This window comes from Actinotalea caeni, assembly GCF_009733795.1.
In the GTDB taxonomy this organism is placed as follows: domain Bacteria; phylum Actinomycetota; class Actinomycetes; order Actinomycetales; family Beutenbergiaceae; genus Pseudactinotalea; species Pseudactinotalea caeni.
This window is the reverse complement of sequence record NZ_WNXX01000010.1, coordinates 19,648-43,979: the sequence shown is the minus strand read 5'-3', so window position 1 is coordinate 43,979 and position 24,332 is coordinate 19,648. Positions and strand designations below refer to the sequence as shown.

The window sequence follows — 24,332 nt, the reverse complement described above, 5'->3', positions numbered from 1 at the left end:
CCCCCCACGCTGTCCCAGACACGCCGCCGTCAGGCCGGCCGGGCACCGCCGTCGACCCCACGCCGGCGCCGTCAGCGCGTGCCGTCCGCGACCGGCTCCGAGCGCGGCGTCGCCGCGTCGATCAGGCCCTGGAGCGCCGCGCGCACGCCCAGCAGCCCCGCGATCCGTCGGTCGTAGGCGTCGAGGTGCTCCACGAGCGTCGGCACGGCGCACGGCTCCAGCCGGTCGGTGTCCTCGACGCAGTCCACCAGCTCGGCGATCACCCGTGTCGGCAGCCCCGCGTCCAGCAGCATCCGGATGTGCCGCACGCGCTCGACCGCCGACTCCTCGAACAGCCGCCGCCCACCCGCGGTCCGCTCCGCCCGCAGCAGCCCGACGCTCTCGTAGTACCGCAGCAGCCGTGGCGTGACCCCGGTGCGGGCCGCCAGCTCACCGATGCGCAGCCTCGCGCCGTCAGGACTTGCATCTACCACTGGTGTCAGCTCCTAGCGTGCCGCTCATGACGTCTCTCAGCCTCACCCACGTCAACGGTAGCCCCGCGACCGCCGACCAGCTCGCTCCGCACGTCTTCGCCGGCTACGCGCACTTCACCGCGATGCAGGTCCGCGACCACCGCGTCCGTGGCCTGGACCTCCATCTGCAGCGGCTGCGGCAGGCCAGCGACATCCTGTTCGACCACCACCTCCCCGACGAGGAGATCCGCGGCCATCTCCGTGCGGCGCTGCGCGACGCACCGGCGGACGCCTCTCTCACCTGCTACCTCGCGCCGCGGCCCGGCCCCGGGTTCGCGCCCCTCGGCCGACCCGAGATCGACGTCGTCGTCCGCGTCACCGACGCCGCCACCCCACCGGCCGGCCCGCTGGCGCTCGACGTCGTCCGGCACCAGCGCTTCCTCGCCGCCGTCAAGCAGACCGGCGAGGCCGCCAAGGCCTTCTACGTACGCGGCGCCGTCGCCCGCGGGTTCGACGACGCGGCCTTCGCCGACGACGCCGGCCGGCTGAGCGAGGCCACCATCTGGAACCTCGCCTTCTGGGACGGCGAGACCGTGCTCTGGCCGCGGGCCGACGTCCTCGCGGGCGTGACCATGCAGGTCCTGGCGCGCCGGCTGGAGGCGCAGGGCGTCCCGCAGCGCACCCGCGAGATCCGTGAGGACGACCTCACCGCCGACATGCAGGCCGTCGTCATGAACTCCTGGAGCCCCGCCGTCGCCGTCGCCCGGATCGGCGAGCATGTGCTCGCCCCCGCGGACACCCTCGTCCCGCTCCTGCACGCCGCCTACGCCGACGAGCCCGCGGTCACGGTCTGAGCGTCACCGGCGGGGCATGATGGGCTCCGGACCAGACCCGCCCCGACGACGTGAGGACCCCATGGAGCAGCGCCCCCTCCCCCGCCTCGACCGCCAGGTCTCGGTGATCGGCCTCGGCACCTGGCAGCTCGGCGCCGACTGGGGCGAGGTCCCCGAGGACGACGCCCGCGCCGTCCTCGGGGCCGCGGCCGACGCCGGCGTCACCTTCTTCGACACCGCCGACGTCTACGGCGACGGCCGCAGCGAGCAGGTCATCGGCGCCTTCCTCCGCGACCGCCCCGACCTCGACGTCCTGGTCGCCACAAAGATGGGTCGCCGCGTCGCGCTCGACCCCGCCCTCTACACGCTCGAGAGCTTCCGCGCCTGGACCGACCGGTCCCGGCGCAACCTCGGCGTCGACCGCCTCGACCTCGTGCAGCTGCACTGCCCGCCGACCCCCGTCTACTCCTCCGACGTCGTCTTCGACGCCCTCGACACCCTGGTGGAGGAGCAGCGCATCGCCGGCTACGGCGTCAGCGTCGAGACCTGCGACGAGGCCCTGACGGCGATCGCCCGACCCGGCGTGGCCAGCGTCCAGATCATCCTCAACCCGTTCCGGCTCAAGCCCCTCGAGCGGGTGCTCCCGGCGGCGGCCGAGGCCGGCGTCGGCATCATCGCCCGCGTGCCGCTGGCGAGCGGGCTGCTCTCGGGGCGCTACACCGCCGACACGACCTTCGCCGCGGACGACCACCGCACCTACAACCGGCACGGCGAGGCCTTCGACCAGGGCGAGACCTTCTCCGGCGTCGACTTCCGCGCCGGTGTCGAGGCCGCGGCCGAGCTCGCCGCGCTCGCCCCCGCCGGCGCGACCCCCGCGCAGACCGCGCTGCGCTGGATCCTCCAGCAGCCTGGCGTCACCACCGTCATCCCCGGCGCCCGCAACCCCGAGCAGGCACGCGCCAACGCCGCGGCCGCCGACCTCGCCCCGCTGCCGCAGACCACCCTCGACGCCGTCCGCGAGCTCTACGACACCCGGATCCGGCCACAGGTGCACGACCGATGGTGACCGGTGTCGAAACCCGGCGCGCCCGTTCGTGGAGATGACGGGAGGGCGCCCACCGGGGGCGTCCCGACAGTCAGGAGATGACGCCATGCAGTACCTCCTCTCGGTGATCCACGACGGCACCGACCTCGCGACCGATGCCGAGATGGCCGCCATCGACGCGTTCAACGACCAGCTCCGTGCCGACGGTCACTGGGTGTTCGCGGGCGGGCTCGGCGGCCCCGACGTCGCCACCACGATCGACAACCGCGACGACGCCGGGCTCGTCGTCGACGGTCCCTTCGTCGAGACCAAGGAGTTCGTCGTCGGCTTCTGGATCCTGGAGGCACCCGACCTCGACGTCGCGCTCCGGCTCGCCCGGGAGGCGTCGAAGGCGTGCCACCGCAAGATCGAGGTACGCCCGTTCCTGTGACGGGAGCGGCCGGCGACGAGGTCGCGACGGCCCTCGCCCGGGCCCACCGCGAGGAGTGGGCGCGGGTGGTCGCCACGCTCGCGCGCCGGTACGGCGACCTCGACCTCGCCGAGGAGGCGGCCGCGGAGGCGTTCGCCACCGCCGTCGAGCGGTGGTCGGCCGACGGCGTCCCGCCCGCCCCGGGCGGCTGGCTCACCACCACCGCACACCGCAAGGCCATCGACCGGCTCCGGCGGGAGCGGGTCCGCGACGACAAGCACCGGGAGGCGCTCGTGCTCACCGACGCCGGCCCACCCGCACCCACGGGCGCCGTCGACGACGACCGGCTGCGGCTGCTCTTCACCTGCTGCCACCCGGCGCTGGCGATGCCCGCGCGCGTCGCGCTGACGCTGCGCATGGTCGGCGGGCTCACCGTCGGTGAGATCGCGCACGCGTTCATGGTCCAGCCCACCACGATGGGTCAGCGGATCACGCGCGCCAAGGCGAAGATCGCACAGGCCCGGATCCCCTACCGGGTGCCGACGGCGCAGGACCTGCCCGCCCGCCGCGACGGCGTCCTCGCGGTCCTCTACCTGATCTTCAACGAGGGCTACCTCGCCAGCAGCACCGACGACGGCACCCAGCCCATCCGGCCGGCGCTGACCGGCGAGGCGATCCGTCTCGTGCGGCTGCTGCGCCAGCTCCTCCCCGACGACGGCGAGGTCGCCGGGCTGCTCGCGCTCATGCTGCTCGTCGAGGCCCGCCGCCTCGCCCGGCTCGACGAGGACGGCGGGCTCGTGCCGCTCCCGGCGCAGGACCGCACCCGCTGGGACCGACGCCTCGTCGCCGAGGGGCACCAGCTGGTGCGCGAGCGGCTCGTCACCGGGGAGCCGCCCGGCCGCTACCAGGTCCTCGCCGCGATCAACGCGGTCCACACGTCGGCGCCCAGCGCCGAGGCCACCGACTGGGCACAGGTGCTCGCGCTCTACGACCAGCTCGTGCGCATCGACCGCTCCCCCGTCGTGCTCCTCAACCGCGCGGTGGCGCTCGCCGAGGTGGACGGACCGCAGGTCGCCCTCGCCGCGGTCGAGCCGCTGCGGGACGCTCTCGACCGCTACCGCGCGTTCCACGCCACCCGCGCCGACCTGCTGCGCCGACTCGGCCGCGACGACGAGGCGCGAGCCGCCTACGACGCCGCGATCGGGCTCACCGACAACGCCGCCGAGGTCGCGTTCCTCGTCGAGCGTCGCGACGCGACCCGCTGACCGACCTCTCGCGTCCCGCACACGTGCGCGGGGTGCCCATGGCGCGAACGACGCAGCCGTGCCACGCTCACCCGATGAGCACACGCCTCTCCGGGCTCGACGGCTGGTACGACTCCGGCGACGGCCTGCTGGCGTGGTTCGCGGCGACGTCGCACACCCACGCCGCGACGCTCGTGGCCCCTGCGCTCGAGGCCGCGGGAGGCGACCACCCGTGGCCCGCCCTCGACGTCCGCCGGACCGGGGTGCGCGTACGGCTGTCCGCCCACACACCCGACGCCGCCGGTCTCGCCGGCACGATCTCGACGGCGGCCGGGGGCCTCGGGCTCGTGCCCTCGCCCGACGGCGCCCGCACCCTCGCGGTCCGTGTCCGGTCCGGCTCCCCCGACCGCCTCACGCCCTTCTGGCGCACCGTGCTCCACCACGACCTGCGCGGCGGCGGGCGCCGGCTCGCCGACCCGCTCACCCGCCGTCCCGACCTGCTGCTGGCGTCCGACGACGAGGTCGGGCCGCTGCGCGACCGGTTCCACCTCGACGTCGGGCACCCCGGGCCCGTGACCGAGGCGATCGCCTCCGCCCTCGCGACCGGCGGCACCGAGCGGTTCGCGTGCGAGTGGTACTCGACCATCGGCGACCCGGACGGCAACGAGGTCGACCTCGTGCCGGGCGGTCCGCTCGACGACGCGCCCGAGGTCGCCGACTGGCGTGCCCTCTTCGGCGGCATGACCTGCTACCTGGGCGCCACCGCCGAGCAGGCGGCGCGGCTCGCGGAGGCGGCTGCGGCGCACGCCGAGGAGGCCGGTCTTCCGCTGCTGGTGGACGTCCGGCCCGACGGCGTCGTGCTCGACTCCGGCAAGGACCGCTGGGAGCAGCCCGGCTTCCTCCCGCTCGCCGCCCGCGTGCAGGCGGCCGCCCGCGCGCTGGGGCTGACCGCCGAACCCGGCCGGCTGCGGTTCACGCAGGTCGGCCTCGACGCCGCCGAGATCGCCGCGGTCCGGGCGTTCTGGGGCGCCGTGCTCGGCTACGACGAGGCCGCCGACCCCCGCATCACCGACCTCCTCGACCCGCACGACCTCGACCCGGTGGTGTTCCTGCAGGACCTCGCCGACGAGCCCGAGCGTCGCCGCCAGCGCAACCGCATCCGGCTCCTGCTCCGGCTGCCCGCCGACGGCGTGGCCGCGCGCGTCGACGCGGCGCTCGCCCACGGCGGTCGCCGCCTCGACGACCGCACGCTCGTCGACCCGGAGGGCAACGAGCTCGAGCTCGAAGCCCTCGCCCCCGCGCGCGCCCTGTGAGGAGAGCGGCGCGCGAGGTGGCAGGCTCTCCCGCATGAAGCGACCCCGCAAGACGCGCCCCGCCGAGCGATCCGATCGTGCCGACCTCACCACCACCCTCGTCGCGCGGTCCGGCCCCGCGCCGAGCACCGACGTGGTGACGCTGGCGCCGCGCTCGGTGTGGCGCGCGGGCTGGGTCCTCGTGGGCGTCGGGCTGTGCGTCTTCATGCTCTGGTTCGTCGTCACGCGTGGCGGGGGGCTGATCTTCAACCTCGTGATCTCGGCCTTCCTCGCCGTCGCGATGGAGCCCGCCGTCAAGCTCCTCAGCCGCTACATGAGGCGCGGGCTCGCCACCGCGATCGTGCTCGTCGGCGCGATCCTCGGTTTCGCCGGCTTCGTCGCCGCGTTCGGCGGGCTGCTCGTCAACGAGATCCAGCTGCTCATCGTCTCGGCGCCGGACGCGATCGAGTCGGCCGTCGCGTGGGCCAACTCGACCTTCGGCACCGACTACAGCACCGACAACCTGCTCGACCAGTTCGAGCTCACGCCGAGCCGGGTCGCCACCTGGGCGAGCCAGGTCTCCGGCGGCGTCTTCGCCGTCCTGACCGGCATCCTCGGCGGCGTCTTCAACGCCTTCGCGATCCTGCTGTTCACGACCTACATGTCGGCCTCGATGCCCAAGCTGCGCGACTGGATCGCCGGGCTGTTCACGCCCACCCGCCAGTCGGTGGTGCTCACGGTCTGGGAGGTCTTCGTCACCAAGGTCGGTGGCTACGTCACCGCCCGCCTGATCATGGCCTTCTGCTCGGCCACCGCGCACTCGATCTTCATGGTCGCGATCGGCATGGACTACTGGCTCGCGCTGGGCCTGTGGGTCGGCGTCATCTCCCAGTTCGTGCCGACGATCGGTACCTACATCGCGATCGTGCTGCCCGCCCTCGTCGGCCTCACCAGCGACCAGCCGCTCGACGGCGTGCTCATCGTCGCCTTCGCGATCGGCTACCAGCAGTTCGAGAACCTCATCCTCGACCCGCGGGTCAGCTCGCGCGCGGTCGACGTGCACCCCGGTGTCTCGTTCGCGTCGGTCCTGCTCGGCGCCCAGCTGTTCGGCGTCGCCGGCGGTCTGCTCGCCGTCCCCGTCGCGGCCACCCTCACGACGATCTTCGAGCTGTACATGAAGCGCTACGAGATCTCGCCCGACGCCGAGGCGAGCGCCAAGGCCGCGACGACCCGCAAGGCCGACGCGGCGGTGCCCGAGGACGCCGGCGGCGACGACGGCGACCCGGACGCTCGGGACGTCACCCTGGACGACCCGCAGGACGCACCGGTCGCGGCGGCGGCCGAGGACGTCCCGCGCACCGACTGACGCGCGGGGTCAGCCCCCGGCGCGCCGCGCCGTCGCGATGTCGACCACCTGCTCGGGCGTCAGCGCGCCCAGCTCCGGGTCGCCGAGGAGCACCAGGTCGACGACGCGCGAACCCGGCAAGCTCCGCTCGAGCCGGGCGAGCCAGTCCTCCTCCGCCTCCGTGGCCGCCTCGCCGGCCTGGATCCGCCGGACCAGAGCGACGAGCGCGTCACGGTCGGCGGGACCACACGGGCCCGCCGTTCGCACCCGGACCTCGACCTCGTCGCCGAGCGCGATCCCTGCGGCCCGCCGGACCGCGTCCTTGAGCGGGATCAGGTAGCGCCCGTCCTTCGGCCACAGCGACGTGCGCCACCGCACCTCGCCGATCTCGCAGTCGGCCGGGATCATGCCCCACCCGTAGCTGACGACGGCGCTCTCGCGGCGCAGCACCTCGCTGCCCTCCGCGGGCACCACCAGGAAGTGGAACGGCGCCGGGCCGCGCCACTCGACCACCTCGCCGCTGAACTCGACCTCGGCCACCGGCCCAGCATGGCGGAGCCGGCCGTCGTGGTCGAGAGCGCGCCGTCGACGCCGTGACCGCGCGGTCGATCCCCTGCAGGCACCAGTGCGCCCGGCTAGCGTCGACTCGACGGCCCTTCGACCCGACCACCGAGAGGAGTCACGATGGCGACCCTGCCCCGCGACGACATCGAGCTCTACTACACCGACCACGGCGGCGACGGGCGCCCGGTCGTGCTGGTGCACGGCTGGCCACTGTCCGGCGAGTCCTGGGAGGACACGGTCCCGGCACTGCGCGACGCCGGCTACCGGGTCGTCACCTACGACCGCCGTGGCTTCGGCCGTTCCGGCTGGTCGGACGCCGGCGGCTACGACTACGACCTCCTCACCGGCGACCTCGCGGCGCTCCTCGACGAGCTCGACCTCAGCGACGTCACACTCGTCGGGTTCTCGATGGGTGGCGGCGAGGTGGCGCGCTACGTCGGCCGCCACGGCGAGTCCCGGCTGCGCAGCGTCGCGTTCATCGGCGCCATCCCGCCGTGGCTGCTCAAGAGCGACGACAACCCCGACGGCGGCCTCGACATGGAGACGGCGCGCGGCATGCAGACGTCGTTCCGCGCCGACCGCGAGGCGTTCCTCGACGGCTTCCTCACCACATTCTTCTCGGTCGACGGCGAGCTGGTCGTCACCGAGGAGCAGCGCCAGCGCGCGCTCGAGCTCGCGGCCCAGGCGAACGGCGACGCCGCGGCCGCCTGCATCGTGCTCTGGACGTCGCGGTTCACCGACGACGTCGCGCGGCTGTCGGTGCCGACGCTGATCGTGCACGGCGACTCCGACGCGATCGTCCCGTTCGAGGTCTCCGGCAAGCGTTTGCACGAGCAGGTCGCCGGCAGCGAGCTGGTCGTCGTCGAGGGCGGGCCGCACGGCCTGCTCGCGAGCCACACCGACCTCGTCAACCGGACCCTGCTGGAGTTCCTCGCTCGCTGACGCCAGGGGCGCGGGGGTCAGGCGAACCGGGCCGGGTCCCCCGCGCCCACCCGCACGACCTCGGGCGCGCCGTCGGAGAAGTCGACGACCGTCGTCGGCTCCGCACCGCACTCGCCCGAGTCGATGACCGCGTCGAGCTGGTGGTCGAGCCGCTCCTTGATCTCCCAGCCGTCGGTCAGCGGCTCCGTCTCGCCAGGGAGCAGCAGCGTGCTCGACAGGATCGGCTCCCCCATCTCCGCGAGCAGGGCCTTGACGACCGGGTGATCGGGGATCCGGACCCCCACCGTCTTCTTCTTGGGGTGCAGCAGGCGGCGCGGCACCTCCTTGGTGGCGGGCAGGATGAACGTGTAGCAACCCGGTGTCGCGGCACGGATGCTGCGGAACGTCGCGTTGTCGACGTGCACCAGCTGGCCCAGCTGCGCGAAGTCGGCGCACACGAGCGTGAAGTGGTGGCGCTCGTCGAGACCGCGCAGGGCGAGGATCCGCTCCTTGCCGTCACGGTTGTCGAGCGAGGAGCCGATCGCGTAGCAGGAGTCGGTCGGGTAGGCGACCAGCCCGCCGTCGCGCAGGATCTGGGTGGCCTGCGCGATCGCGCGCAGCTGCGGGTCGACCGGGTGGACGTCGAGGTACCTGGCCATGCGGCCAGCGTAGAACGACCGTCGGCCGCGTTCAGGTGATCGGCGAGGCGGTGGCTCAGCCGATGCGGCGGGCGCGCCGGCGCTGCGCCAGCTCGTCCTCGCTCGCCGGCGCCGCGTCGTCGGCGGCGCGCTCGGTCGGGAACTCGGCGAGGCTGCCCTCGACCTCCCGCCAGACCCGCCCGACGGCGATGCCGAAGACGCCCTGACCGCCCTGCACGAGGTCGATGACCTCGTCGGCGGAGGTGCACTCGTACACCGAGGCGCCGTCGCTCATGAGCGTGATGTTGGCGAGGTCGTCCACGCCGCGGTCGCGCAGGTGCTCGACGGCGGAACGGATCTGCTGCAGCGAGACGCCGGTGTCGAGGAGGCGCTTGACGACCTTGAGCACGAGGATGTCGCGGAAGCTGTAGAGACGCTGCGTGCCCGAGCCGCTCGCGGGGCGGATCGAGGGCTCGACGAGCCCGGTGCGCGCCCAGTAGTCGAGCTGCCGGTAGGTGATGCCGGCCGCGCGGCACGCGGTCGGGCCGCGGTAGCCGGTGTCGGTGTCGAGGTCGGGGAGGGTGTCCCCGAACAGCAGGCCCTGCGCCCGCTGCGGGACGCCGGGGGCGGCCTGTGCGGCGCCGGCCGCGCCTGCGTTCTCGGTGCCGGTCACGCCTACCTACTCTCCTCGTGCGAACGGGGCCTACTCTACGCCCAGCCCCTGCTGTGCCACAGGTGACCCGCCGGTGGCTCCCCTGTCGTCTGCGCACCACGGTAGGGCCCCCGAGGGGGTCGGTCAACGACGTCGGGCGCAGGAGCGTGTCGGCGTGTCGCGCAGGTGTGTCTCACCCTCGACCTGAGGTCGAGACTCGGTGTCAGGACCAGCGTCGTCACCCCTCGCGACGCTCCTCCGGGTCCTCGAAGTCGGCCGGCTCCACGCGGTCGAGGAACTCCCGGAACTGCTCGACCGCGTCCTCCTCGACCTCGGGGTCCTCGCGCGAGATCTCGACGTGCATCTCGCCGTCGGCGTCCTCACCCGTGAGCACCACGGCCGCCTGCTCGAGCACGTCGTCGGCGCACCAGACGTCGACCGCCGCCCGCAGCGCCAGCGCGATCGCGTCGGAGGCCCGGGCGTCCACGCGCTTGCCGTTGGTCAGCACCAGCTCGGCGATGAACGTGCCCTCGCGGAGCTCGGAGATCGTCACGCACTCCAGCCCGACGCCGGTCGCCTCCAGCGTCGTGAGCAGCAGGTCGTGCGGACCCGGCCGCGGCATCGTGACGCCGGCCTGCGCGGTCGCGATCGCGACGCCCTCGTGCGGCCCGATGACGATGGGCAGCGAGAGGTTGCCCTCGGCCTCCGAGAGCACGACGAGCACGTCGTGGTCCGGGTCGGCGACGCGCACCCGGACGCCCAGCACGCCCATCTTCCGCACGCGACAACGCTACGCCGAGCACCGGCTCGGCACACGGGAACGTGACCGACGATCGAGACAGACGGCTGATCGTGACCGTACCGTGACCGCTGCTCAGACGATGCGCTCGACACCCGCGCGCAGCAGCGCCGTGTGCAGCCGAGCGAAGCTCTCGGAGACGTCGGTCGCCAGCGTGTGGGCCTTCGCGCGCGAGCCGGCCGAGCCGGGCCCGCTGCGGTGGGAGCGCACCGGCGCCACGATCGCCTCGACGAGGTCGATCTGCCGGTCGGCGGCCGCCCGCAGCGCGCGCAGGTGCCGCGTCTGCACACCGTGCTCGGCCAGCTCGACGGCAGCGCGCACGACCTCGACCGAGCCCGGCGGGTACTTGCTGCCCGCGTCGGTCACCAGCAGCCCGGCATCGGTGAGCTCCTCGACGAGCGCCGGGTCGGCGCTCGCCGCCTCGGCGAGCTGGGCCGCCGTCATCCGGCTGCGCGTGACGGCCGGCGTGAGCTCGCCGTCCTCGGTCACCACGCGCGCACCGGGCGCCGGCACGCCCGCGCCGCCGGCGTCGAGCTCGTCGAGCCGCTCGCGGATCTTCGCCCACGGCAGGTAGGAGTCGCGCTGAGCCGCCAGCGCGAACCGCAACCGCTCGATGTCGGCCTGGCTGTAGGTGCGGTAGCCGGACGGCGTCCGGTGCGGCCGGACGATCCCCTGGTCCTCGAGGAACCGGATCTTGGAGATCGTGACGGCCGGGAACTCCTGCTGCAGCAGACCCAGTGCCGACCCGATGCTCATGGTCGGGGTCCGGGACACCCCGAACGGCCAGCACTCCTCCTCGTGGTGCTCCCGGGCGGGGGTGACGCTCACGACTCGGGCTCGGCCGGGGAGCTCGGGGTGGGCCGGTTCGGGCTCGGGTGGAAGGTCAGCCGGTACTTGCCGATCTGCACCTCGTCACCGGCGACGAGCCGCGCGGAGTCGATGCGCTCCCGGTTGACGTAGGTGCCGTTCAGGCTGCCGACGTCGCGGACGGTGAACTCGCCGTCGACGACCAGGAACTCGGCGTGCTTGCGGGAGACCGTGACGTCGTCGAGGAAGATGTCGGCCTTGGTGTCGCGACCGGCGGTGACGCGCTCGGCGTCGAGCAGGAAGCGCGCACCGGCGTTGGGCCCGTGCTGGACGATCAGCAGCGCGGACGACGGCGGCAGCGCCTCGACGGCCGCACGGTCGCTCGCGTCCATGCCGACACGAGCGGGTTCGGGCTCGCCGGGCACGATGCGGTCGAAGCTCGCCGTCGTGTGGCCGAGCGAGAAGGCGTCGGGGTCCTCGGTACTCATCGGGATGGCCTCAGGGGTTGGGACAACGGCGATCGGTTCGTGTCGAGAACCTTACCCTCCGGTTGAGGCTGAGGTGGAGGTCCTCAGCCGTCCTCGGGAGCAGGGCTCGCGTACTCGGGGACGGTCACCTCGCGGATGGCCGTGATCTGCACCAGCTCCCGCTCGGTGACCTCGACCTCGGCACCCTTGCTGCGGAACGCCGCCAGCGCTCCGCCCGGGATGTCGAGGGCTCCTGCCAGGGTGCCAGGGTCGCCGATGACACGCCACTCGTGCGTGGTCGGCAGCGTCGTGCCGTCGACGACCAGCGCGCCGTCCTGCTCGAGGAACCAGCTGGACGTCACGACGCGCACGCCGGACAGCTCGATCGCCTCGGCACCGGCGTTGCGCAGCTCCTCGAGCATGTGCACCATCTCCTGCGCGGTGAGCGACGCCGTGCCTGCGACCGTGACGACGACGCCCGGTCCCTCGACCGGCGCGGTGCCCGCGAGGATCCGCTGCACCTCGAGGTAGTCCTCGGCGGAGCGGCTCGCGTCGGAGCCGCTCAGCAGGGCGGCGCGGTCCTCGCGCAGCTCGCTCGCCTCCTGCGCCAGCGCCTCGTTGCGCTGCGTGATCTCGTCGAGCAGCCGGACGAGGTCGTTCTGGCGCAGGCCCGCGAGCTCGTCGCCCTGCGTCTGCCGCACCTGGACGACGATCGCGAACCCCAGCAGCAGGCACAGCGTCGCCACCAGCAGCTGGCTGCGCCAGCCGCGGCCACGGTTGCCCGTCGGCTCGCTCGCTGCGGTGGCGCCCTCCGCTCCGCTGGCACCGTCGGTGCCGGCGACGGGGCCGTCCGCGGCGGACGGCGGCGGCTCGGACGCGCGGGTCCCGTCCGGCGCCGTCTCGTCCGGCCCGGAGAGCGGCTGCGCGCGCTCCTGCTCGCTCATGCCTTGAGGAGGTGCCGTCGGATCGAGGCGGCGTTGGAGAAGATCCTGATGCCGAGCACGACGACGACCGCGGTGCTCAGCTGCGCGCCGACGCCGAGCTGGTCGCCGAGGAACACGATGAAGGCCGCCACCAGCACGTTGAACAGGAACGAGGTGACGAACACGCGGTCGTCGAACTTCTGCTCCAGCCGCGCCCGGACGGCGCCGAACAGCGCGTCGAGCGCGGCCACGACCGCGATCGGCAGGTAGGGCTGCAGCTCCGGGGGCACGCTCGGCTGCAGCACGAGACCGAGCACGACCCCGATCGCGAGCCCGATGACGGCGATCATCGCTGCACCCCCTCCCCTGCCGCAGGTACGGGCCGGACCCGGCCAGTGTCGCACGCACACCGACGCCCGCCCGCGCGATACGCCGCGCCCCTCACCCGTCCTCCGACGGCTGGAGCACGGTCAGCCGCGGCGACGAGCCCGCCGGCAGCGACAGGTCGCGGTCGACGACCATCTCGCTGCCGATCTGCCACCGCGAGCTCAGGAAGCTGAGGTGCCCCGCGGCCGACGTCTGGGCGAAGCGCGTGCGCATGCCGTCCGGGTCGCCGATCGCCTCGATCCGGTACGGGGTCACGAGCGGCCGCAGGTCGACGAGGACGGCGTCGCCCGCCGACCGGATCGCCGTCGCCCCCGTGAGCCGGATGCCGTTGATCGCGATCGCCTCGGCCCCGGACGCCCACAGCGCGTTGACGACGACCTGCAGGTCGAAGTCGGTGACCCGCTCCTCCTCGGTCCCGGGCTCGCCGCGCTGCGCGCGGTCGGAGTCCTGCATGGTGATGACGACGCCCGGCCCGACGACGGCGCTCGTGCCGGCCCACACCCCGAGCTGCCGGGCCTCGGCGACCGCGGCGGCGGCAGTGTCGCCGAACGCCTGCTCCTGCAGGTCCTGGATCTCCTCGCGCAGGGCCGCGTTGCCCTCCGCCAGCGCGTCGCCGATCTCGGTGCGCTCCCGGATCTGCTCGATGAGGACCTGTCGCGCGTTGAGCTCGGGCAGCGGGTTGCGCAGCGACCGCGCCGCCCACACGCCGCCCAGCCCGATCGCCGCGGCGAGCAGCAGCACGAGCAGCTGGCCCGCGAGCCGTCGTGCCGGCCGCACGGGCGAGCCGCCACCGGCCGCCCGCCGACGCGCGGCGTCGTCGTAGCCGGGGTCGAGCGGGCGCTCCATGACCTCGCGCAGCAGCGTCATCGACGCGTCGGGCCGCGGCTCGACGGTCGCCGTCGGGAGCATGCGCTCGCTCATCGCGTCGCCGTGCTCGCCCTCGCGTCGGCCGCGACCACCTGGCGGAACTGGTCGATGTACAGCGCGGCGGCGCACCAGTACAGGAACACGCCCCAACCGGCCGCGGCCCAGCCGACCACCCACGCGACCTCGCCGACCACGCCGTCGAGGTGGGCGAGCAGCAGCAGCGGGAAGGCGTACATGAGCGCGAACGTGCCGGCCTTGCCGGCCAGGTGGACCGGGAAGCCCGGGTAGCCGCGGCGCACCATGAACGGCAGCAGGGCGCCGACGACGACGTCGCGCAGGAACACGACGAGCACCAGCCACCACGGAATCAGGCCGCGAGCCGCCATCCCGACGAGCGTGACGACGATGAACAACCGGTCTGCCGAGGGGTCGAGGAACCGGCCGAGCCGGGACGACTGGTCGAAGCGGCGGGCGATGACGCCATCGACCCAGTCGCTGACGCCGGAGGCGACGAGCACGACCACGGCGGCGACGTCGCGCTCGGTGAGGATGAGCGCCAGCACCACCGGCACCATGAGCAGCCGCACGAGCGAGATGAGGTTCGGGATCGTGAGCACCCGGTCGGGTGCGGTGTCGATCTGCTCACGCTCCGCCTCGGCCACACGCACAGGGTAGGTGATCGGCACCGAGGCGGGCCCCGTCGCGCGCCGGGGCACCGGCGCCGCCCGCACCGGCCCGCCCGGTGAGACAATCGGGCTGCCGCGGAGGCCGCAGGGGCTCCGCCGGAGGGTGGAGGTCACGTGCTCGAGCTGCTCACCGGCTCCGGTCTCGCCCTGTCGGCCGGTCTCAACGCGTTCATCCCGATGCTCTCGATCGGGCTGCTGGCCCGCTACACCGACACGGTCGAGCTGCCCGCGCAGTGGCTGTGGCTGGAGAACGGGTGGGTGCTCGTCGTCCTCGGCGTGCTGCTGCTGCTCGACGTCGTGGCGGACAAGGTGCCCGCCGTCGACCACGTCAACGACGTGGTGCAGACGTTCGTCCGCCCGACCGCCGGCGGCATCGTGTTCGCGGCCGGCTCGACGTCGGAGACCCCCGCGATCACCGACCCGGGCGCGTTCTTCACCAGCAGCGCCGTGTGGCCCTTCGTCATCGGCGTGGTGCTGGCGCTGTCGACGCACGTCGCGAAGGCCAGCGCACGGGCCGTCGTCAACCTCTCGACGGCCGGCACCGGGGCACCCGTGGTCTCGACGGTCGAGGACGTCTCGTCGCTGACGATGACGGTGCTCGCGATCCTCGTGCCGGTGCTCGTCATCGTGTTCCTGCTCATCCTCGTCGGGATGGGGATGTGGGTGCGTCAGCGGCTGCGGCAGCGCAAGCGGGAGCGCAGCTTCATCTAGCCGCGCTCAGCTGGCCGGGCCGGGGATCGGCCCCGGACGCCGCCAGCTGTCGTCCAGCGGCAGCAGCGCGACCTTCTGCCAGATCTTCGTCGACATGTTGTCGGTGAGGCTCTCGACGTCGGAGACGGTGTCGAGCACGGCCGAGTCGGTGGTGCGGTCGCCGAACAGCGCGGCGGCCTTGCCGACCAGCGAGAGCATCTCCGAGCAGTAGTCGAGGTAGTTGGCCATGTCGATCGCCGTCATCCGGGTGTCGACGCTCGCGGGCGTGCGCCGGAAGTCGGCGTTGAGCCGCTAGGGGTCCTTGGTCAGCTGGTGCATGTCGATGATGTGAGCCAGCGACCGCAGCCGGTAGAGCACCTGCAGCGCACGGGACCGCTCCATCCGCGACGGCACCAGCCACAGGAAGCCGACCGCGATGCCGGCGAGCACGACGTCGTTGATCCCGGCCTCCAGGCCCTGCACCCAGTCGAGCGCGTCGACCTCGTCCGGCGCCCGCTGCAGGTCGCGCACGAGCACGACCACCACGAGCCCGGTCAGCACGACCAGCCCGGCGACGGCAACCCGGCTCGCGACGCGCAGCCAGCGCAGCAGCAGGTCGGGCGACTCGGCCCGCTCCGTGACGTCGGCGACGACGGCCTGCAGCTCCTCGGCGACCCGGCTCAGGTTGCGCTCGGGGAACCGCGCGGCGATACGCCGCTGCAGTCGCTCGACGGTCGCGAGCACCGCGGTCGCGTCGAGCCGGTCGTAGTGCTGGACCCGCTCGCGCATGCGCCGACGGTAGCGGGTCGCTCAGGAGCGGGCGCCCCGGAACCGCGCCAGCAGCAGGTAGATCTCGCAGCCGAGGCAGAACCCGGCGACCGCGTTGAGCACGGCCGCGACCAGCGCGAGGACGCCGAACACCGGCAGCGCCCAGTGCAGGCCGAGCACCGTGAGCAGCAGACCCGCACCCGTGATGACGAGACCGACCGCCTGCGCGAAGCGCGGTGGCCGCGGGTCCTCCCGCTCGGCCGGCGGCGCGAGCCGCGGCTGCACGAGCCGCTTGAACAGCCACCCCTGCCAGGTGCCCTGCGCACCACGCACCGCGCCGAGCGCGAACGAGGCGACCACGACCGCCAGCACGGTCGTGCCCGCACCGGGCCCGAGCACGACGGCCAGCACGAGCAGCACCGCGGTCAGCGCCGCACCGAACCGCGGCCCGCGCGGGTCGATCCCTCCCGAGGCGGGTGCGACGTCCGCGGCCCGGTCACCGTGCGTGATGCTCATCGTGCTGCTCCGATCGGCTGGTCGAGCGCCTCGGCGGCCTGCCGCGGCGAGGGTGCACCGCTCACGCGCCCGGCCAGGGCGCCGGCGGCGTCGACGATCAAGGTCGTGGGGGTGGTGAGCACGCCGAGCCCGCGCACGACGTCGAGGTGGTCCTCGGCGTCGACCTCGACGAACCCGACCCCGGGCCGGTCGGCGACGGCGGCCGTCCACACCCGTGCGCTGCGCGCGCACGAGGAGCAGTACCTGCTCGAGATCTGGACGAGCGTCAGGTCGGCGCCGTCCCGGGGCGTCCAGGCGCTGGGCAGCGTGGTGCCGGCGTCGACCGCCCGCACCCGACCGCTCCCCCGCTGCCGCAGCGACCACAGCGCCGCCGCCACGGCGAGGGCGGCGAGCAGCAGCGCCACACGGGCCGGGAGATCCATGCCTCGACGCTAGCCGCGCGGCCCGGCCGTCCCGCGCGGCGGGCACCCGAATATTGCATGGTGGACGACGGGCCTGCCGGACGTAGGCTCGTCCGCCGTGACAACGCCCACCGCCCCCGCACAGAACCCCGACGTCGAGCGCCTGCCCGCCTCGTCGCGGCTGGTGATCGCGCTCCTGCTCGCGAGCGCGTTCGTGCTGATCCTCAACGAGACGATCATGGGCGTCGCGCTCGCCCCGATCATGGACAACCTGGGCATCGAGGCGACGGCGGGCCAGTGGCTCACGACCGCCTTCATGCTCACGATGGCCGTCGTCATCCCGGTCACGGGATTCTTGCTGCAGCGGCTGACCACGCGCGCCGTGTTCCTCACCGCGATGACCTCGTTCACGCTCGGGACGCTCGTGTGCGCGGTGTCGCCGACCTTCGCCGTGCTCGTCACCGGTCGCGTCGTGCAGGCGGTCGGCACCGCGATCATGATGCCGCTGCTCATGACGACGGTCATGCAGCTCGTGCCCGCGACGATGCGCGGGCGCGTGATGGGCAACATCTCGATCGTCATCGCGGTGGCGCCCGCGATCGGTCCGGCGGTGTCCGGTCTGATCCTGTCGCTGCTGGACTGGCGCGGGCTGTTCTGGGTGGTGCTGCCGCTCGTGGTGACGATGCTGGTCGTCGGCCTGCGGTGGGTCCCGAACGTCACCGAGCCGCGCCGGCTGCGGCTCGACGTCGGATCCGTCGTGCTCTCCGGGCTCGGCTTCGGCGGCCTCATCTACGGGCTGTCCTCGATCGGTGAGTCCGTGCACCAGCAGCCCGCGGTCTCCCCGGGCGTGCCGATCGCGGTCGGCGCCGTGTCGCTCCTGCTCTTCGCGCTCCGGCAGCGGCAGCTGCAGCGCACCGACGACGCCCTGCTCGACCTGCGCACCTTCACCAGCCGCACCTTCGCGCTGGCGATCATGCTCATGCTCGTGCTCATGGGCGCGCTCTTCGGCACGGTCATCCTGCTGCCCCTCTACCTGCAGGAGGCGCTGCACCTGGCGAGCCTGAGCACCGGGCTGCTGCTGGTGCCCGGCGGTCTGATCATGGGTCTGCTCGGGCCGCTCGTCGGCCGCCTGTTCGACCGCTGGGGCCCGCGCCCGCTGGTCGTGCCGGGCTGCACGCTCGTCGCCGCCGCGATGGCCCTGATGTCGCGGCTGGACGAGGGCTCCTCCCCCGTCTCCGTGCTGCTCCTGCACGTCGTGCTCTCGATCGGGCTGGCGCTGACCTTCACGCCGCTGTTCACGTCGGCCCTGGGCTCGCTGCAGCCGCGGCTGTACTCGCACGGCTCGGCCACGATCGGCACCGTGCAGCAGCTCGCCGGAGCGGCGGGGACGGCCGCCTTCGTCGTGCTCATGGTGACGCGCCAGGCCAGCCTGCTCGACTCGGGCGCGACGGCGGAGGCCGCGCTGGCCGGCGGTGTGGGCACCGCGCTGGTGGCCGGCGCCGTGCTCGCGGCGCTCGCCATCCCGCTCGGCGCCCTGCTGCGCCGGCCCCCGACGCCGGTGGACGCGCCCGCCGGCCACTGAGCAGGCGGCCGCCGGGGGCGGGCGAGGTGCCGGGTCAGCCGACGAGCAGCTGGACCGCGAGAGCCAGCATCACCAGCGCGATCAGCCCGTCGAGCACCTGCCACGCCCGCGGTCGGCGGAACACCGGCACCAGCAGCCGCGCCCCGACGCCGAGTGCCGTGAACCAGACGACGCTGCCCAGCATCGCGCCGGCGGCGAACCACCACCGGTCGGCACCGTGGGTCGCGGCCATCGAGCCGAGCAGCACCACGGTGTCGAGGTAGACGTGCGGGTTCAGCCAGGTGAGCGCGAGCGTCGTCAGCAGCACCGGCGCCAGGCCGGAGACGGCGCCGCCGTCGGGACGCTCCATCGCCACGCCGCGCACCGCACGGCGCCCCGCGACGACGGCGTAGCCGAGGAGGAACGCGGCACCGAACCACCGCACCGCGGTCAGCACCGCGGGCGCCGCGGTGACGAGCGCGCCCAGCCCGGCGACCCCGGCGCTGATGAGCACCGCGTCGGAGAACGCACAGATCGCCACGACCGGCCCGACGTGCCGCCGTGCCAGCCCCTGACGGAGCACGAACGCGTTCTGCGCCCCGATGGCGACGATGAGGGAGAGCCCCGCGAGGAGGCCGGAGACGGAGGCGACGAGCACGCGAGCACGCTACGTGCCACACGGGCGTGAGTACAGTTCATGCTCCTGCAGCACGTGAAGGAGCGCTCATGGAGATCGACCCCGAGCTCGCGCGGACCGTCGTCGCCGTCGCGGAGACCGGCACGCTCGACGCCGCCGCCCGCCGGCTGCACGTCACGCCGTCCGCGGTCAGCCAGCGCGTCCGCGCGCTGGAGACGCAGATCGGGCGACCCGTGCTGCACCGGACCCGCCCGGTCGAGCTCACGGAGGCGGGCGAGGCCGTGGTGCGGTTCGCACGTCAGCTCGACCAGCTGGCCGCCGACCTCCGCGCCGAGCTCGCGCCGGAGCCGACGGGCCCGCTCCCGCTGACGATCGTGGTCAACGCCGACTCCCTGCACACCTGGGCGCTCCGGCCGCTGGTGGGCGTCTCGGACCGGGTCGCGCTCGAGGTGCTCCGCGAGGACGAGGCGCACTCGCTGGCGCTGCTGCGGCGCGGCGTCGCGGTCGGCGCGGTCACGACCGACCCGACCGCGGTGCCCGGGTGCTCGGTGGAGCGCCTCGGCGTCATGCGCTACCTCGCGGTCTGTGCCCCCGACTACGCGCGCCGATGGTTCGCCGACGGCGTCGACGCCACCTCGCTCGCGCTCGCCCCGCTCGTCGCCTTCGACCGCAAGGACGACCTGCAGGCCCGGTGCCTGCGCCGACTCACGCGCGCCGCGGTCGAGCCACCGGTGCACCACGTGCCGGCCTCGGCGGAGTTCGCCGAGGCGATCCGGCTCGGCATGGGGTGGGGCATGGTGCCGGAGATCGAGTGCGGCGCCGAGGTCCGGGCGGGCGACCTCGTCCACGTGCACGAGCGGGCCGTCGTCGACGTCCCGCTGTACTGGCAGCAGTGGCGGCGCTCGTCGGCGCTGCTGCGCGAGGTGGGCGACGCGCTGCGGGACGGCGCCCGCGTGCTGCGGCTCAGCGGAACTCCGGCGGCGGCACGCGCGTGAGCCAGGCGAGCTCGTTCTCGCGCACGAACCGGGACAAGGTCTGCTCGCGGCCGACCGCCCAGGCGTGGTGCGCCTCGACGGCGTCCATGAGCGCGCGACCGTGCTCCGCCGTCGGCTCGTGGAGCACGCGCTCGGCCAGGGCGAGGTAGCCGTCGGGCAGGTCCGGCAGCGCCGCGAGCTGGGTCGTGAGGTACTTGTGCCCCTGGAACAGGACCCGGCCGCGCGCGAGCAGCGCCCGTCCCGCCGAGCCGACCAGGTGCACCGCGGCCCAGTGCCGCAGGTAGGTCTCCCCGAGCTGCTCACCCTGCCGCAGGAAGTAGCCGCCGTAGAGCCGCATCTGCGCGACGAACGACGCCGCCCGGTCCTCCCACACCTCCTCGGGCAGCACCGGGATCGCCGCGACCAGCGCGTGCACCTCCGCCACGCGCGTCCACACCACCCTGGCCCCGCGGAACGAGGCACGGACCGGGTCGTCGCCGTCGACCGCCGCGCGGCGCAGGTAGTCGGTCGTGACGACCTTGACGTCGACGTAGCCGCCGTCGTAGGTCGCGACCTCGGCGTCGACGTAGCTGAGCCGCTCGGCCGCCTCCGCCCGGGCGAACGCCGGCTCGGTGACGACCAGGTAGACGTCGACGTCGCTGTCCGGCCGCTCGGTGCCGCGAGCCGCCGAGCCGGTGGCGACGACCGCGACCGTCTCCGGCGAGGCGGACACCGCGGCCACGTAGGCGGCGAGCGTGTCCTCGTGGTGCTGCACGTGCGGAGTCAAGCACAGCGGCGCGGCACCGCACCGCCGGCGGCGCGCGGTGCGCCCGCTACGATCGCGACCCGGCACGGGCCGATGCTCCGGAGGAGGGACGTGGCATGACCGCGACGACCGGGCGAGCGCCGGCACCGGGAGCGCGCGCGATCCTCGCGCGGGCCGGGCTCGTCGCCGCCGGCGGAGTCGTCGGTACCACGGTCCGCGCCCTCGTCGAGACCGCCGCACCTCCCCCGCCCGGTGGGTTCCCGTGGACGACGTTCGCGATCAACGTGCTCGGCTCGTTCCTGCTCGGCGCCCTCCTCGAGACGCTGGTGCTGAGCGATCTCGGCGAGCAGGGCCGCCGCACCGTCCGCCTCCTCCTGGGCACCGGTGTGCTCGGCGGGTTCACCAGCTACAGCACGTTCGTGCTCGAGACCCTCGCCCGGGCGGGCGCCGACGCCGTCCCGACGGCGGTCGCGTACGCGCTGGCGTCGGTCGCGGTCGGGGTGGCGGCCGCCGTGCTCGGCATCGGCTCGGCGCGGCGCGCACGGCGGGGGCGGCCGTCGTGATCGTCCTGGTGCTCGCGCTCGCCGGCGGCCTCGGTGCCGCCGCGCGGTTCCTCGTCGACTCGGCGATCGAGCGACGCAGCCGTCTGTCGGTCCCCGTCGGCACACTGGTGGTCAACGTGACGGCGTGCCTCGCGATCGGTCTGCTGACCGGGTGGCTCGGCGCGGCGGCCGACGCCGGCCCGCTCGCCACCGTGCTGGGGGTGGGCTTCTTCGGCGGCTACTCGACGTTCTCGACCGCGAGCGTCGAGGCGGCGCGGCTGCTGCTCGACGGCCGCGGCCGCGCCGCCGGCGCTCACGCGGCCGGGATGCTGCTGGTGTGCCTGGCCGCCGGCTGGCTGGGGCTGACGCTCGCGACCTGAGCCCGCCCGGTCAGGCTGTCAGGGTCTTCTCGTAGCGGCGGCAGGGCACGACGACCGTGCCGGTCGCCGTCTCGGCCGGGTAGTCCACCGGGCCGACGTCGAGCCACCCGGAACGCTCGTAGAACGCACGTGCGCGGGCGTTGCCCGCGACGACCGCGAGCCACGCGCGCGTGTGACCGGCCGCCGCGACCTCGCTCTCGGCGTGGGCGAGCAGCAGCCCGGCTCCCCCGGTGCCGCGCGCAGGTGCGTCGACGTAGACCTGCTCGACCTCGTCGTCGACCACGACGACGAACCCCCGGACGCCGCCGTCGACCTCGAGCACCCAGGTGGTGGGCAGCCTCTGCTGCACGCGCGGCGGGTAGCTCGCCGCCGTCCGGTGCCGGTAGAGCTGTTCGGGCACATGACCGGCGTGCCCGTCGGCCCAACCCTCGTGCCAGATGCGCGCGATCTCGGCCACGTCCGCCGGCGCGGCCGGTCGGACCCGCACGGTCGTCGGCTGCGACATGTCGCGACACTAGTCGGTGCCGGCCGCTGGCAGGCGCCGCCTGGGCACGGCCGCGAAATTCGGGTGACGACCTCGGTACGGTCGGACCCATGGGGTCGCCCGAGTCAGACGATCGCGGGCTGCCGGCACGCCGGTAGCCCGACGCCACGCTCCCCCGTCCAGCGCGTCCAGCGCGACGGGACGTCGACGTGTGCCCCGAGGCGCCGTGCGTGCCACCGCGCACCCGTCCCCTCGTCGTCCCGGAGCTCGACCATGCCCGTCCTTCTCTACCTGCTCGCCCTCGCGGTCTTCGCGCAAGGCACCTCGGAGTTCGTCCTCGCCGGCCTGCTGCCGGCCCTCGCCGCCGACCTCGGCGTCCCACTCGGCCAGGCCGGCGGCCTGACCTCGGCCTACGCGCTCGGCATGGTCGTCGGCGCGCCCGTGATGGCGGCGCTCGCGCGTCGTCTCTCACCTCGGTGGGCGCTGACGGCGTTCCTCCTGCTGTTCGTCCTGGCCCACGTCGTCGGCGCCGTCACCGACGCGTTCGCGGTGCTGCTCACCACCCGCGTCGTGGCCGCGGTCGCGAACGCCGGCTTCCTCGCGGTCGCGCTCTCCACGGTCGCGGCCGTCGTGCCCGCCGAGCGCCGCGCTCGCGGGCTCGCGGTCGTGCTGGCGGGCGTCACCCTCGCCCTCGTCGCGGGCGCACCGGCCGGCGCGCTCCTCGGCGGTCAGCTCGGGTGGCGCGCGACGATGTGGGCGATCGCGGCGGTGAGCGCACCCGCCCTGGTGGCGGTCGCCGTCGGCACCCCCACCCGCCCCGCCGGGGACGGTGCGCAGCCCGCCCGCGCCCTCGATGAGCTGGCGGTGCTGCGGCGTCCGCGGCTGCAGGTCACGCTCGCGCTCGCCGTCCTCGTCAACAGCGCGACCTTCGGCACCCTGACCTTCCTCGCGGTGCTGGCGACCTCGCGTGCCGGGCTGCCCGAGGCACTCACGCCGGGTCTGCTGGCGGCCTTCGGCGTCGGGGCGTTCGGCGGCGTCACGGCGGCCGGCCGGCTGGGCGACAGGTACGGACGCACCGCCGTCGGTCTCGGGACGCCGCTGCTCGTGGTCGGGTGGCTCGCGATGGTGCCCGGGTCCACCGACGGCGTGGCGATCTGGCTGCTCACCGCGCTCCTGGGCGCGCTGTCGTTCGGTGTCGGCAGCGTCCTCATCGCACGCGTCATGGCGCAGGCGGACGGCGCTGCGACGCTGGGCGGCTCGTTCGCGACCGCGGCCCTCAACGTCGGCGCGGTCGCGGGGCCGCTGCTGTGCGGCCTCGCGCTCGAGCGGGCCGGCGCCGGCGCGGTGCCGCTGACCAGTGCCGTGGCCAGCGCCCTCGCCGCCCTCGTGTGGTGGCTGTCCGCGCGGTCGGGCGCGCGCGCCGAGCAGGTCGCGGGCTAGCGGTGTCCGCCCTCCGGCGTGGCGGCAGCGGCATCCTCGCCCGCCGGTGCGGCCTCGGTCTCCGCCTGGTGGGCGGCCTCGGTCTCCGCCTGGTGCGCGGCGACGAAGTCCTCGACGTCGAGCAGGTGCGTCGACATGCGCATCCGGGACCGGAGCGGGTCACGCGCCACGAGGCACGCGAGGATCCCGCGGTGCTGCTGGTGCGCCGTCCGGATCGACTCCGGGTGGTTGGTCGAGCGCCACAGCCGGGCGCGGACGGTCCGGCTGGAGAGCATGTCGATCAGCCCGGCGAGCGCGGAGTTGCCGCTGGCGTGGGCGATGACGCTGTGGAACGCGACGTCGGCCTCGATCGTCCGCTCGGGGTCGAGCCCCTCGGGGGCGGCCAGCATGTCGTCGACACGGCGAAGGATCGACTCGAGCTCGGCGAGCTCCGGCTCGCCGAGCCGCGTCGCCGCGAGTGCCGCACCCTCGGCCTCCAGCACCCGGCGCACCGCCAGCAGCTCGAGGGCGCTCGACTCCTCGTGCAGCTCGGCGAAGAACCCGATCGGGCTCAGCATCGTGGCCGGGTCGAGCGACGTCACATAGGTGCCGTCGCCCTGCCGGGCCTCGAGCACCCCGAGCGCGGCCAGCGCGCGGACACCCTCGCGCAGCGAGCTGCGCGAGACCCCGAACCTGCTCGCGAGGTCGCGCTCGATCGGCAGCCGGGAGCCGCGTCGCAGCTCACCCGTGCGCAGCATCGTCTTGATCGCGTCGATGACGACGTCGGTCTGGGAGCGCGCGGTCGCCGGCACCTCGCTTGCGGCTCTCGACATGTCGACCTCCTCCCGCCCCGGCGTCGCCGG

Annotated in this window: 32 protein-coding genes; 13 read left to right on the top strand and 19 right to left on the bottom strand. The window is 74.2% G+C overall.

All coding sequences use genetic code 11. From position 1 onward, the window contains the following. Positions 1-71: 71 nt before the first annotated feature. The gene (locus GPA02_RS10375) at positions 72-473 is read right to left on the bottom strand and encodes a MerR family transcriptional regulator (protein WP_240133985.1); all 402 of its coding nucleotides are present in this window, start codon (positions 471-473) and stop codon (positions 72-74) included. A 26-nt stretch (positions 474-499) separates the two neighbouring features. Here GPA02_RS10375 and GPA02_RS10370 point away from each other — a divergent pair, with 26 nt between their 5' ends. The 6 genes from GPA02_RS10370 to GPA02_RS10345 all read left to right on the top strand — a co-directional run bounded on the left by GPA02_RS10370 (position 500) and on the right by GPA02_RS10345 (position 6,641). Next, entirely contained in the window at positions 500-1,306 is an 807-nt protein-coding gene (locus tag GPA02_RS10370; RefSeq protein ID WP_156199857.1) for an aminotransferase class IV, read from the top strand. 61 nt (positions 1,307-1,367) lie between these two features. Then, entirely contained in the window at positions 1,368-2,351 is a 984-nt protein-coding gene (locus GPA02_RS10365) for an aldo/keto reductase (RefSeq protein WP_156199856.1), read from the top strand. Between the two features lie 85 nt (positions 2,352-2,436). Next, positions 2,437-2,760: a YciI family protein gene (locus tag GPA02_RS10360; RefSeq protein ID WP_156199855.1), complete on the top strand. Its 324-nt coding sequence runs from the start codon at positions 2,437-2,439 to the stop codon at positions 2,758-2,760. Further along, positions 2,757-4,004 carry an RNA polymerase sigma factor gene (locus GPA02_RS10355; RefSeq protein ID WP_204986571.1) on the top strand — a complete coding sequence of 416 codons (1,248 nt, stop codon included), beginning with the start codon at positions 2,757-2,759 and terminating at the stop codon, positions 4,002-4,004. The genes GPA02_RS10360 and GPA02_RS10355 overlap by 4 nt, the downstream gene beginning before the upstream one ends. Before the next feature lie 74 nt (positions 4,005-4,078). Further along, positions 4,079-5,296, top strand: coding sequence for a VOC family protein (locus GPA02_RS10350; protein ID WP_156199853.1), 1,218 nt, complete (start codon positions 4,079-4,081; stop codon positions 5,294-5,296). 34 nt (positions 5,297-5,330) lie between these two features. Next, on the top strand, positions 5,331-6,641 hold the full coding sequence (locus GPA02_RS10345) for an AI-2E family transporter (protein WP_156199852.1): 1,311 nt from the start codon (positions 5,331-5,333) through the stop codon (positions 6,639-6,641). Positions 6,642-6,650: 9 nt separating this feature from the next. On the opposite strand, the gene GPA02_RS10340 is transcribed toward GPA02_RS10345, so the two are convergent. Further along, a complete protein-coding gene (locus GPA02_RS10340) occupies positions 6,651-7,160 on the bottom strand; it encodes a DUF1905 domain-containing protein (RefSeq protein WP_156199851.1) in 510 nt (169 codons plus the stop codon). 144 nt (positions 7,161-7,304) lie between these two features. On the opposite strand from GPA02_RS10340, the gene GPA02_RS10335 reads away from it, so the two are divergent. Continuing rightward, on the top strand, positions 7,305-8,126 hold the full coding sequence (locus GPA02_RS10335) for an alpha/beta fold hydrolase (protein ID WP_162457749.1): 822 nt from the start codon (positions 7,305-7,307) through the stop codon (positions 8,124-8,126). Positions 8,127-8,143: 17 nt separating this feature from the next. On the opposite strand, the gene GPA02_RS10330 is transcribed toward GPA02_RS10335, so the two are convergent. From GPA02_RS10330 to GPA02_RS10290, 9 genes are all read right to left on the bottom strand, one after another. Beyond that, a complete protein-coding gene (locus GPA02_RS10330) occupies positions 8,144-8,764 on the bottom strand; it encodes an L-threonylcarbamoyladenylate synthase (RefSeq protein WP_156199850.1) in 621 nt (206 codons plus the stop codon). A gap of 55 nt (positions 8,765-8,819) precedes the next feature. Then, a complete protein-coding gene (locus GPA02_RS10325; protein ID WP_156199849.1) occupies positions 8,820-9,416 on the bottom strand; it encodes a MerR family transcriptional regulator in 597 nt (198 codons plus the stop codon). Positions 9,417-9,633: 217 nt separating this feature from the next. Beyond that, positions 9,634-10,167: a bifunctional nuclease family protein gene (locus GPA02_RS10320; protein WP_156199953.1), complete on the bottom strand. Its 534-nt coding sequence runs from the start codon at positions 10,165-10,167 to the stop codon at positions 9,634-9,636. 102 nt (positions 10,168-10,269) lie between these two features. After that, positions 10,270-11,022: a transcriptional regulator FtsR gene (gene ftsR, locus GPA02_RS10315; RefSeq protein ID WP_240133984.1), complete on the bottom strand. Its 753-nt coding sequence runs from the start codon at positions 11,020-11,022 to the stop codon at positions 10,270-10,272. Beyond that, on the bottom strand, positions 11,019-11,489 hold the full coding sequence (locus tag GPA02_RS10310; RefSeq protein WP_156199848.1) for an FHA domain-containing protein: 471 nt from the start codon (positions 11,487-11,489) through the stop codon (positions 11,019-11,021). Before GPA02_RS10310 ends, ftsR begins: the two co-directional genes overlap by 4 nt. 83 nt (positions 11,490-11,572) lie before the next feature. Continuing rightward, complete coding sequence (locus GPA02_RS10305) at positions 11,573-12,412, bottom strand: DUF881 domain-containing protein (protein ID WP_156199847.1); 840 nt, start codon at positions 12,410-12,412, stop codon at positions 11,573-11,575. After that, entirely contained in the window at positions 12,409-12,741 is a 333-nt protein-coding gene (locus tag GPA02_RS10300) for a small basic family protein (RefSeq protein WP_156199846.1), read from the bottom strand. The genes GPA02_RS10305 and GPA02_RS10300 overlap by 4 nt, the downstream gene beginning before the upstream one ends. Before the next feature lie 91 nt (positions 12,742-12,832). Then, positions 12,833-13,699: a DUF881 domain-containing protein gene (locus GPA02_RS10295; RefSeq protein ID WP_156199845.1), complete on the bottom strand. Its 867-nt coding sequence runs from the start codon at positions 13,697-13,699 to the stop codon at positions 12,833-12,835. Next, the gene (locus GPA02_RS10290; RefSeq protein WP_324227706.1) at positions 13,696-14,307 is read right to left on the bottom strand and encodes a CDP-alcohol phosphatidyltransferase family protein; all 612 of its coding nucleotides are present in this window, start codon (positions 14,305-14,307) and stop codon (positions 13,696-13,698) included. Before GPA02_RS10290 ends, GPA02_RS10295 begins: the two co-directional genes overlap by 4 nt. A 138-nt stretch (positions 14,308-14,445) precedes the next feature. On the opposite strand from GPA02_RS10290, the gene GPA02_RS10285 reads away from it, so the two are divergent. Then, positions 14,446-15,042: a DUF4126 domain-containing protein gene (locus tag GPA02_RS10285; protein ID WP_156199844.1), complete on the top strand. Its 597-nt coding sequence runs from the start codon at positions 14,446-14,448 to the stop codon at positions 15,040-15,042. A 6-nt stretch (positions 15,043-15,048) separates the two neighbouring features. On the opposite strand, the gene GPA02_RS10280 is transcribed toward GPA02_RS10285, so the two are convergent. Genes GPA02_RS10280 through GPA02_RS10265 form a run of 4 tightly spaced genes read right to left on the bottom strand, consistent with a single transcriptional unit; the run spans position 15,049 to position 16,727 of the window. Further along, the gene (locus GPA02_RS10280; RefSeq protein WP_156199843.1) at positions 15,049-15,285 is read right to left on the bottom strand and encodes a hypothetical protein; all 237 of its coding nucleotides are present in this window, start codon (positions 15,283-15,285) and stop codon (positions 15,049-15,051) included. Positions 15,286-15,333: 48 nt separating this feature from the next. Next, positions 15,334-15,810, bottom strand: a complete 477-nt coding sequence (locus GPA02_RS10275; RefSeq protein ID WP_156199842.1) for a hypothetical protein — start codon at positions 15,808-15,810, stop codon at positions 15,334-15,336. A 21-nt stretch (positions 15,811-15,831) separates the two neighbouring features. Further along, the gene (locus GPA02_RS10270) at positions 15,832-16,305 is read right to left on the bottom strand and encodes a DUF4395 domain-containing protein (RefSeq protein WP_156199841.1); all 474 of its coding nucleotides are present in this window, start codon (positions 16,303-16,305) and stop codon (positions 15,832-15,834) included. Continuing rightward, positions 16,302-16,727 (bottom strand): thioredoxin family protein, encoded by a 426-nt coding sequence (locus GPA02_RS10265; RefSeq protein WP_156199840.1) that lies wholly within the window; start codon positions 16,725-16,727, stop codon positions 16,302-16,304. The genes GPA02_RS10270 and GPA02_RS10265 overlap by 4 nt, the downstream gene beginning before the upstream one ends. Positions 16,728-16,824: 97 nt before the next feature. Between GPA02_RS10265 and GPA02_RS10260 the strand changes: the two genes are divergently transcribed. Further along, positions 16,825-18,288 (top strand): MDR family MFS transporter, encoded by a 1,464-nt coding sequence (locus GPA02_RS10260; RefSeq protein ID WP_240133983.1) that lies wholly within the window; start codon positions 16,825-16,827, stop codon positions 18,286-18,288. A 34-nt stretch (positions 18,289-18,322) separates the two neighbouring features. Here the strand turns inward: GPA02_RS10260 and GPA02_RS10255 are convergent, their stop codons facing one another. Beyond that, positions 18,323-18,925 carry a LysE/ArgO family amino acid transporter gene (locus GPA02_RS10255; protein ID WP_156199838.1) on the bottom strand — a complete coding sequence of 201 codons (603 nt, stop codon included), beginning with the start codon at positions 18,923-18,925 and terminating at the stop codon, positions 18,323-18,325. A gap of 68 nt (positions 18,926-18,993) precedes the next feature. Between GPA02_RS10255 and GPA02_RS10250 the strand changes: the two genes are divergently transcribed. After that, on the top strand, positions 18,994-19,899 hold the full coding sequence (locus GPA02_RS10250; protein ID WP_156199837.1) for a LysR family transcriptional regulator ArgP: 906 nt from the start codon (positions 18,994-18,996) through the stop codon (positions 19,897-19,899). Here GPA02_RS10250 and GPA02_RS10245 read toward each other — a convergent pair. After that, positions 19,868-20,653: a nucleotidyltransferase domain-containing protein gene (locus GPA02_RS10245; RefSeq protein WP_162457748.1), complete on the bottom strand. Its 786-nt coding sequence runs from the start codon at positions 20,651-20,653 to the stop codon at positions 19,868-19,870. The genes GPA02_RS10250 and GPA02_RS10245 overlap by 32 nt on opposite strands. 107 nt (positions 20,654-20,760) lie before the next feature. On the opposite strand from GPA02_RS10245, the gene GPA02_RS10240 reads away from it, so the two are divergent. Then, positions 20,761-21,207: a FluC/FEX family fluoride channel gene (locus GPA02_RS10240; protein WP_156199835.1), complete on the top strand. Its 447-nt coding sequence runs from the start codon at positions 20,761-20,763 to the stop codon at positions 21,205-21,207. Continuing rightward, entirely contained in the window at positions 21,204-21,566 is a 363-nt protein-coding gene (locus GPA02_RS10235) for a fluoride efflux transporter FluC (RefSeq protein ID WP_156199834.1), read from the top strand. Before GPA02_RS10240 ends, GPA02_RS10235 begins: the two co-directional genes overlap by 4 nt. Before the next feature lie 10 nt (positions 21,567-21,576). On the opposite strand, the gene GPA02_RS10230 is transcribed toward GPA02_RS10235, so the two are convergent. Continuing rightward, entirely contained in the window at positions 21,577-22,071 is a 495-nt protein-coding gene (locus tag GPA02_RS10230; RefSeq protein WP_156199833.1) for a GNAT family N-acetyltransferase, read from the bottom strand. Positions 22,072-22,323: 252 nt separating this feature from the next. On the opposite strand from GPA02_RS10230, the gene GPA02_RS10225 reads away from it, so the two are divergent. Continuing rightward, positions 22,324-23,490, top strand: a complete 1,167-nt coding sequence (locus GPA02_RS10225) for a Cmx/CmrA family chloramphenicol efflux MFS transporter (RefSeq protein WP_156199832.1) — start codon at positions 22,324-22,326, stop codon at positions 23,488-23,490. On the opposite strand, the gene GPA02_RS10220 is transcribed toward GPA02_RS10225, so the two are convergent. Then, positions 23,487-24,302: a FadR/GntR family transcriptional regulator gene (locus tag GPA02_RS10220; RefSeq protein ID WP_156199831.1), complete on the bottom strand. Its 816-nt coding sequence runs from the start codon at positions 24,300-24,302 to the stop codon at positions 23,487-23,489. The two genes, GPA02_RS10225 and GPA02_RS10220, sit on opposite strands and share 4 nt — an antisense overlap. Positions 24,303-24,332 lie beyond the last annotated feature (30 nt).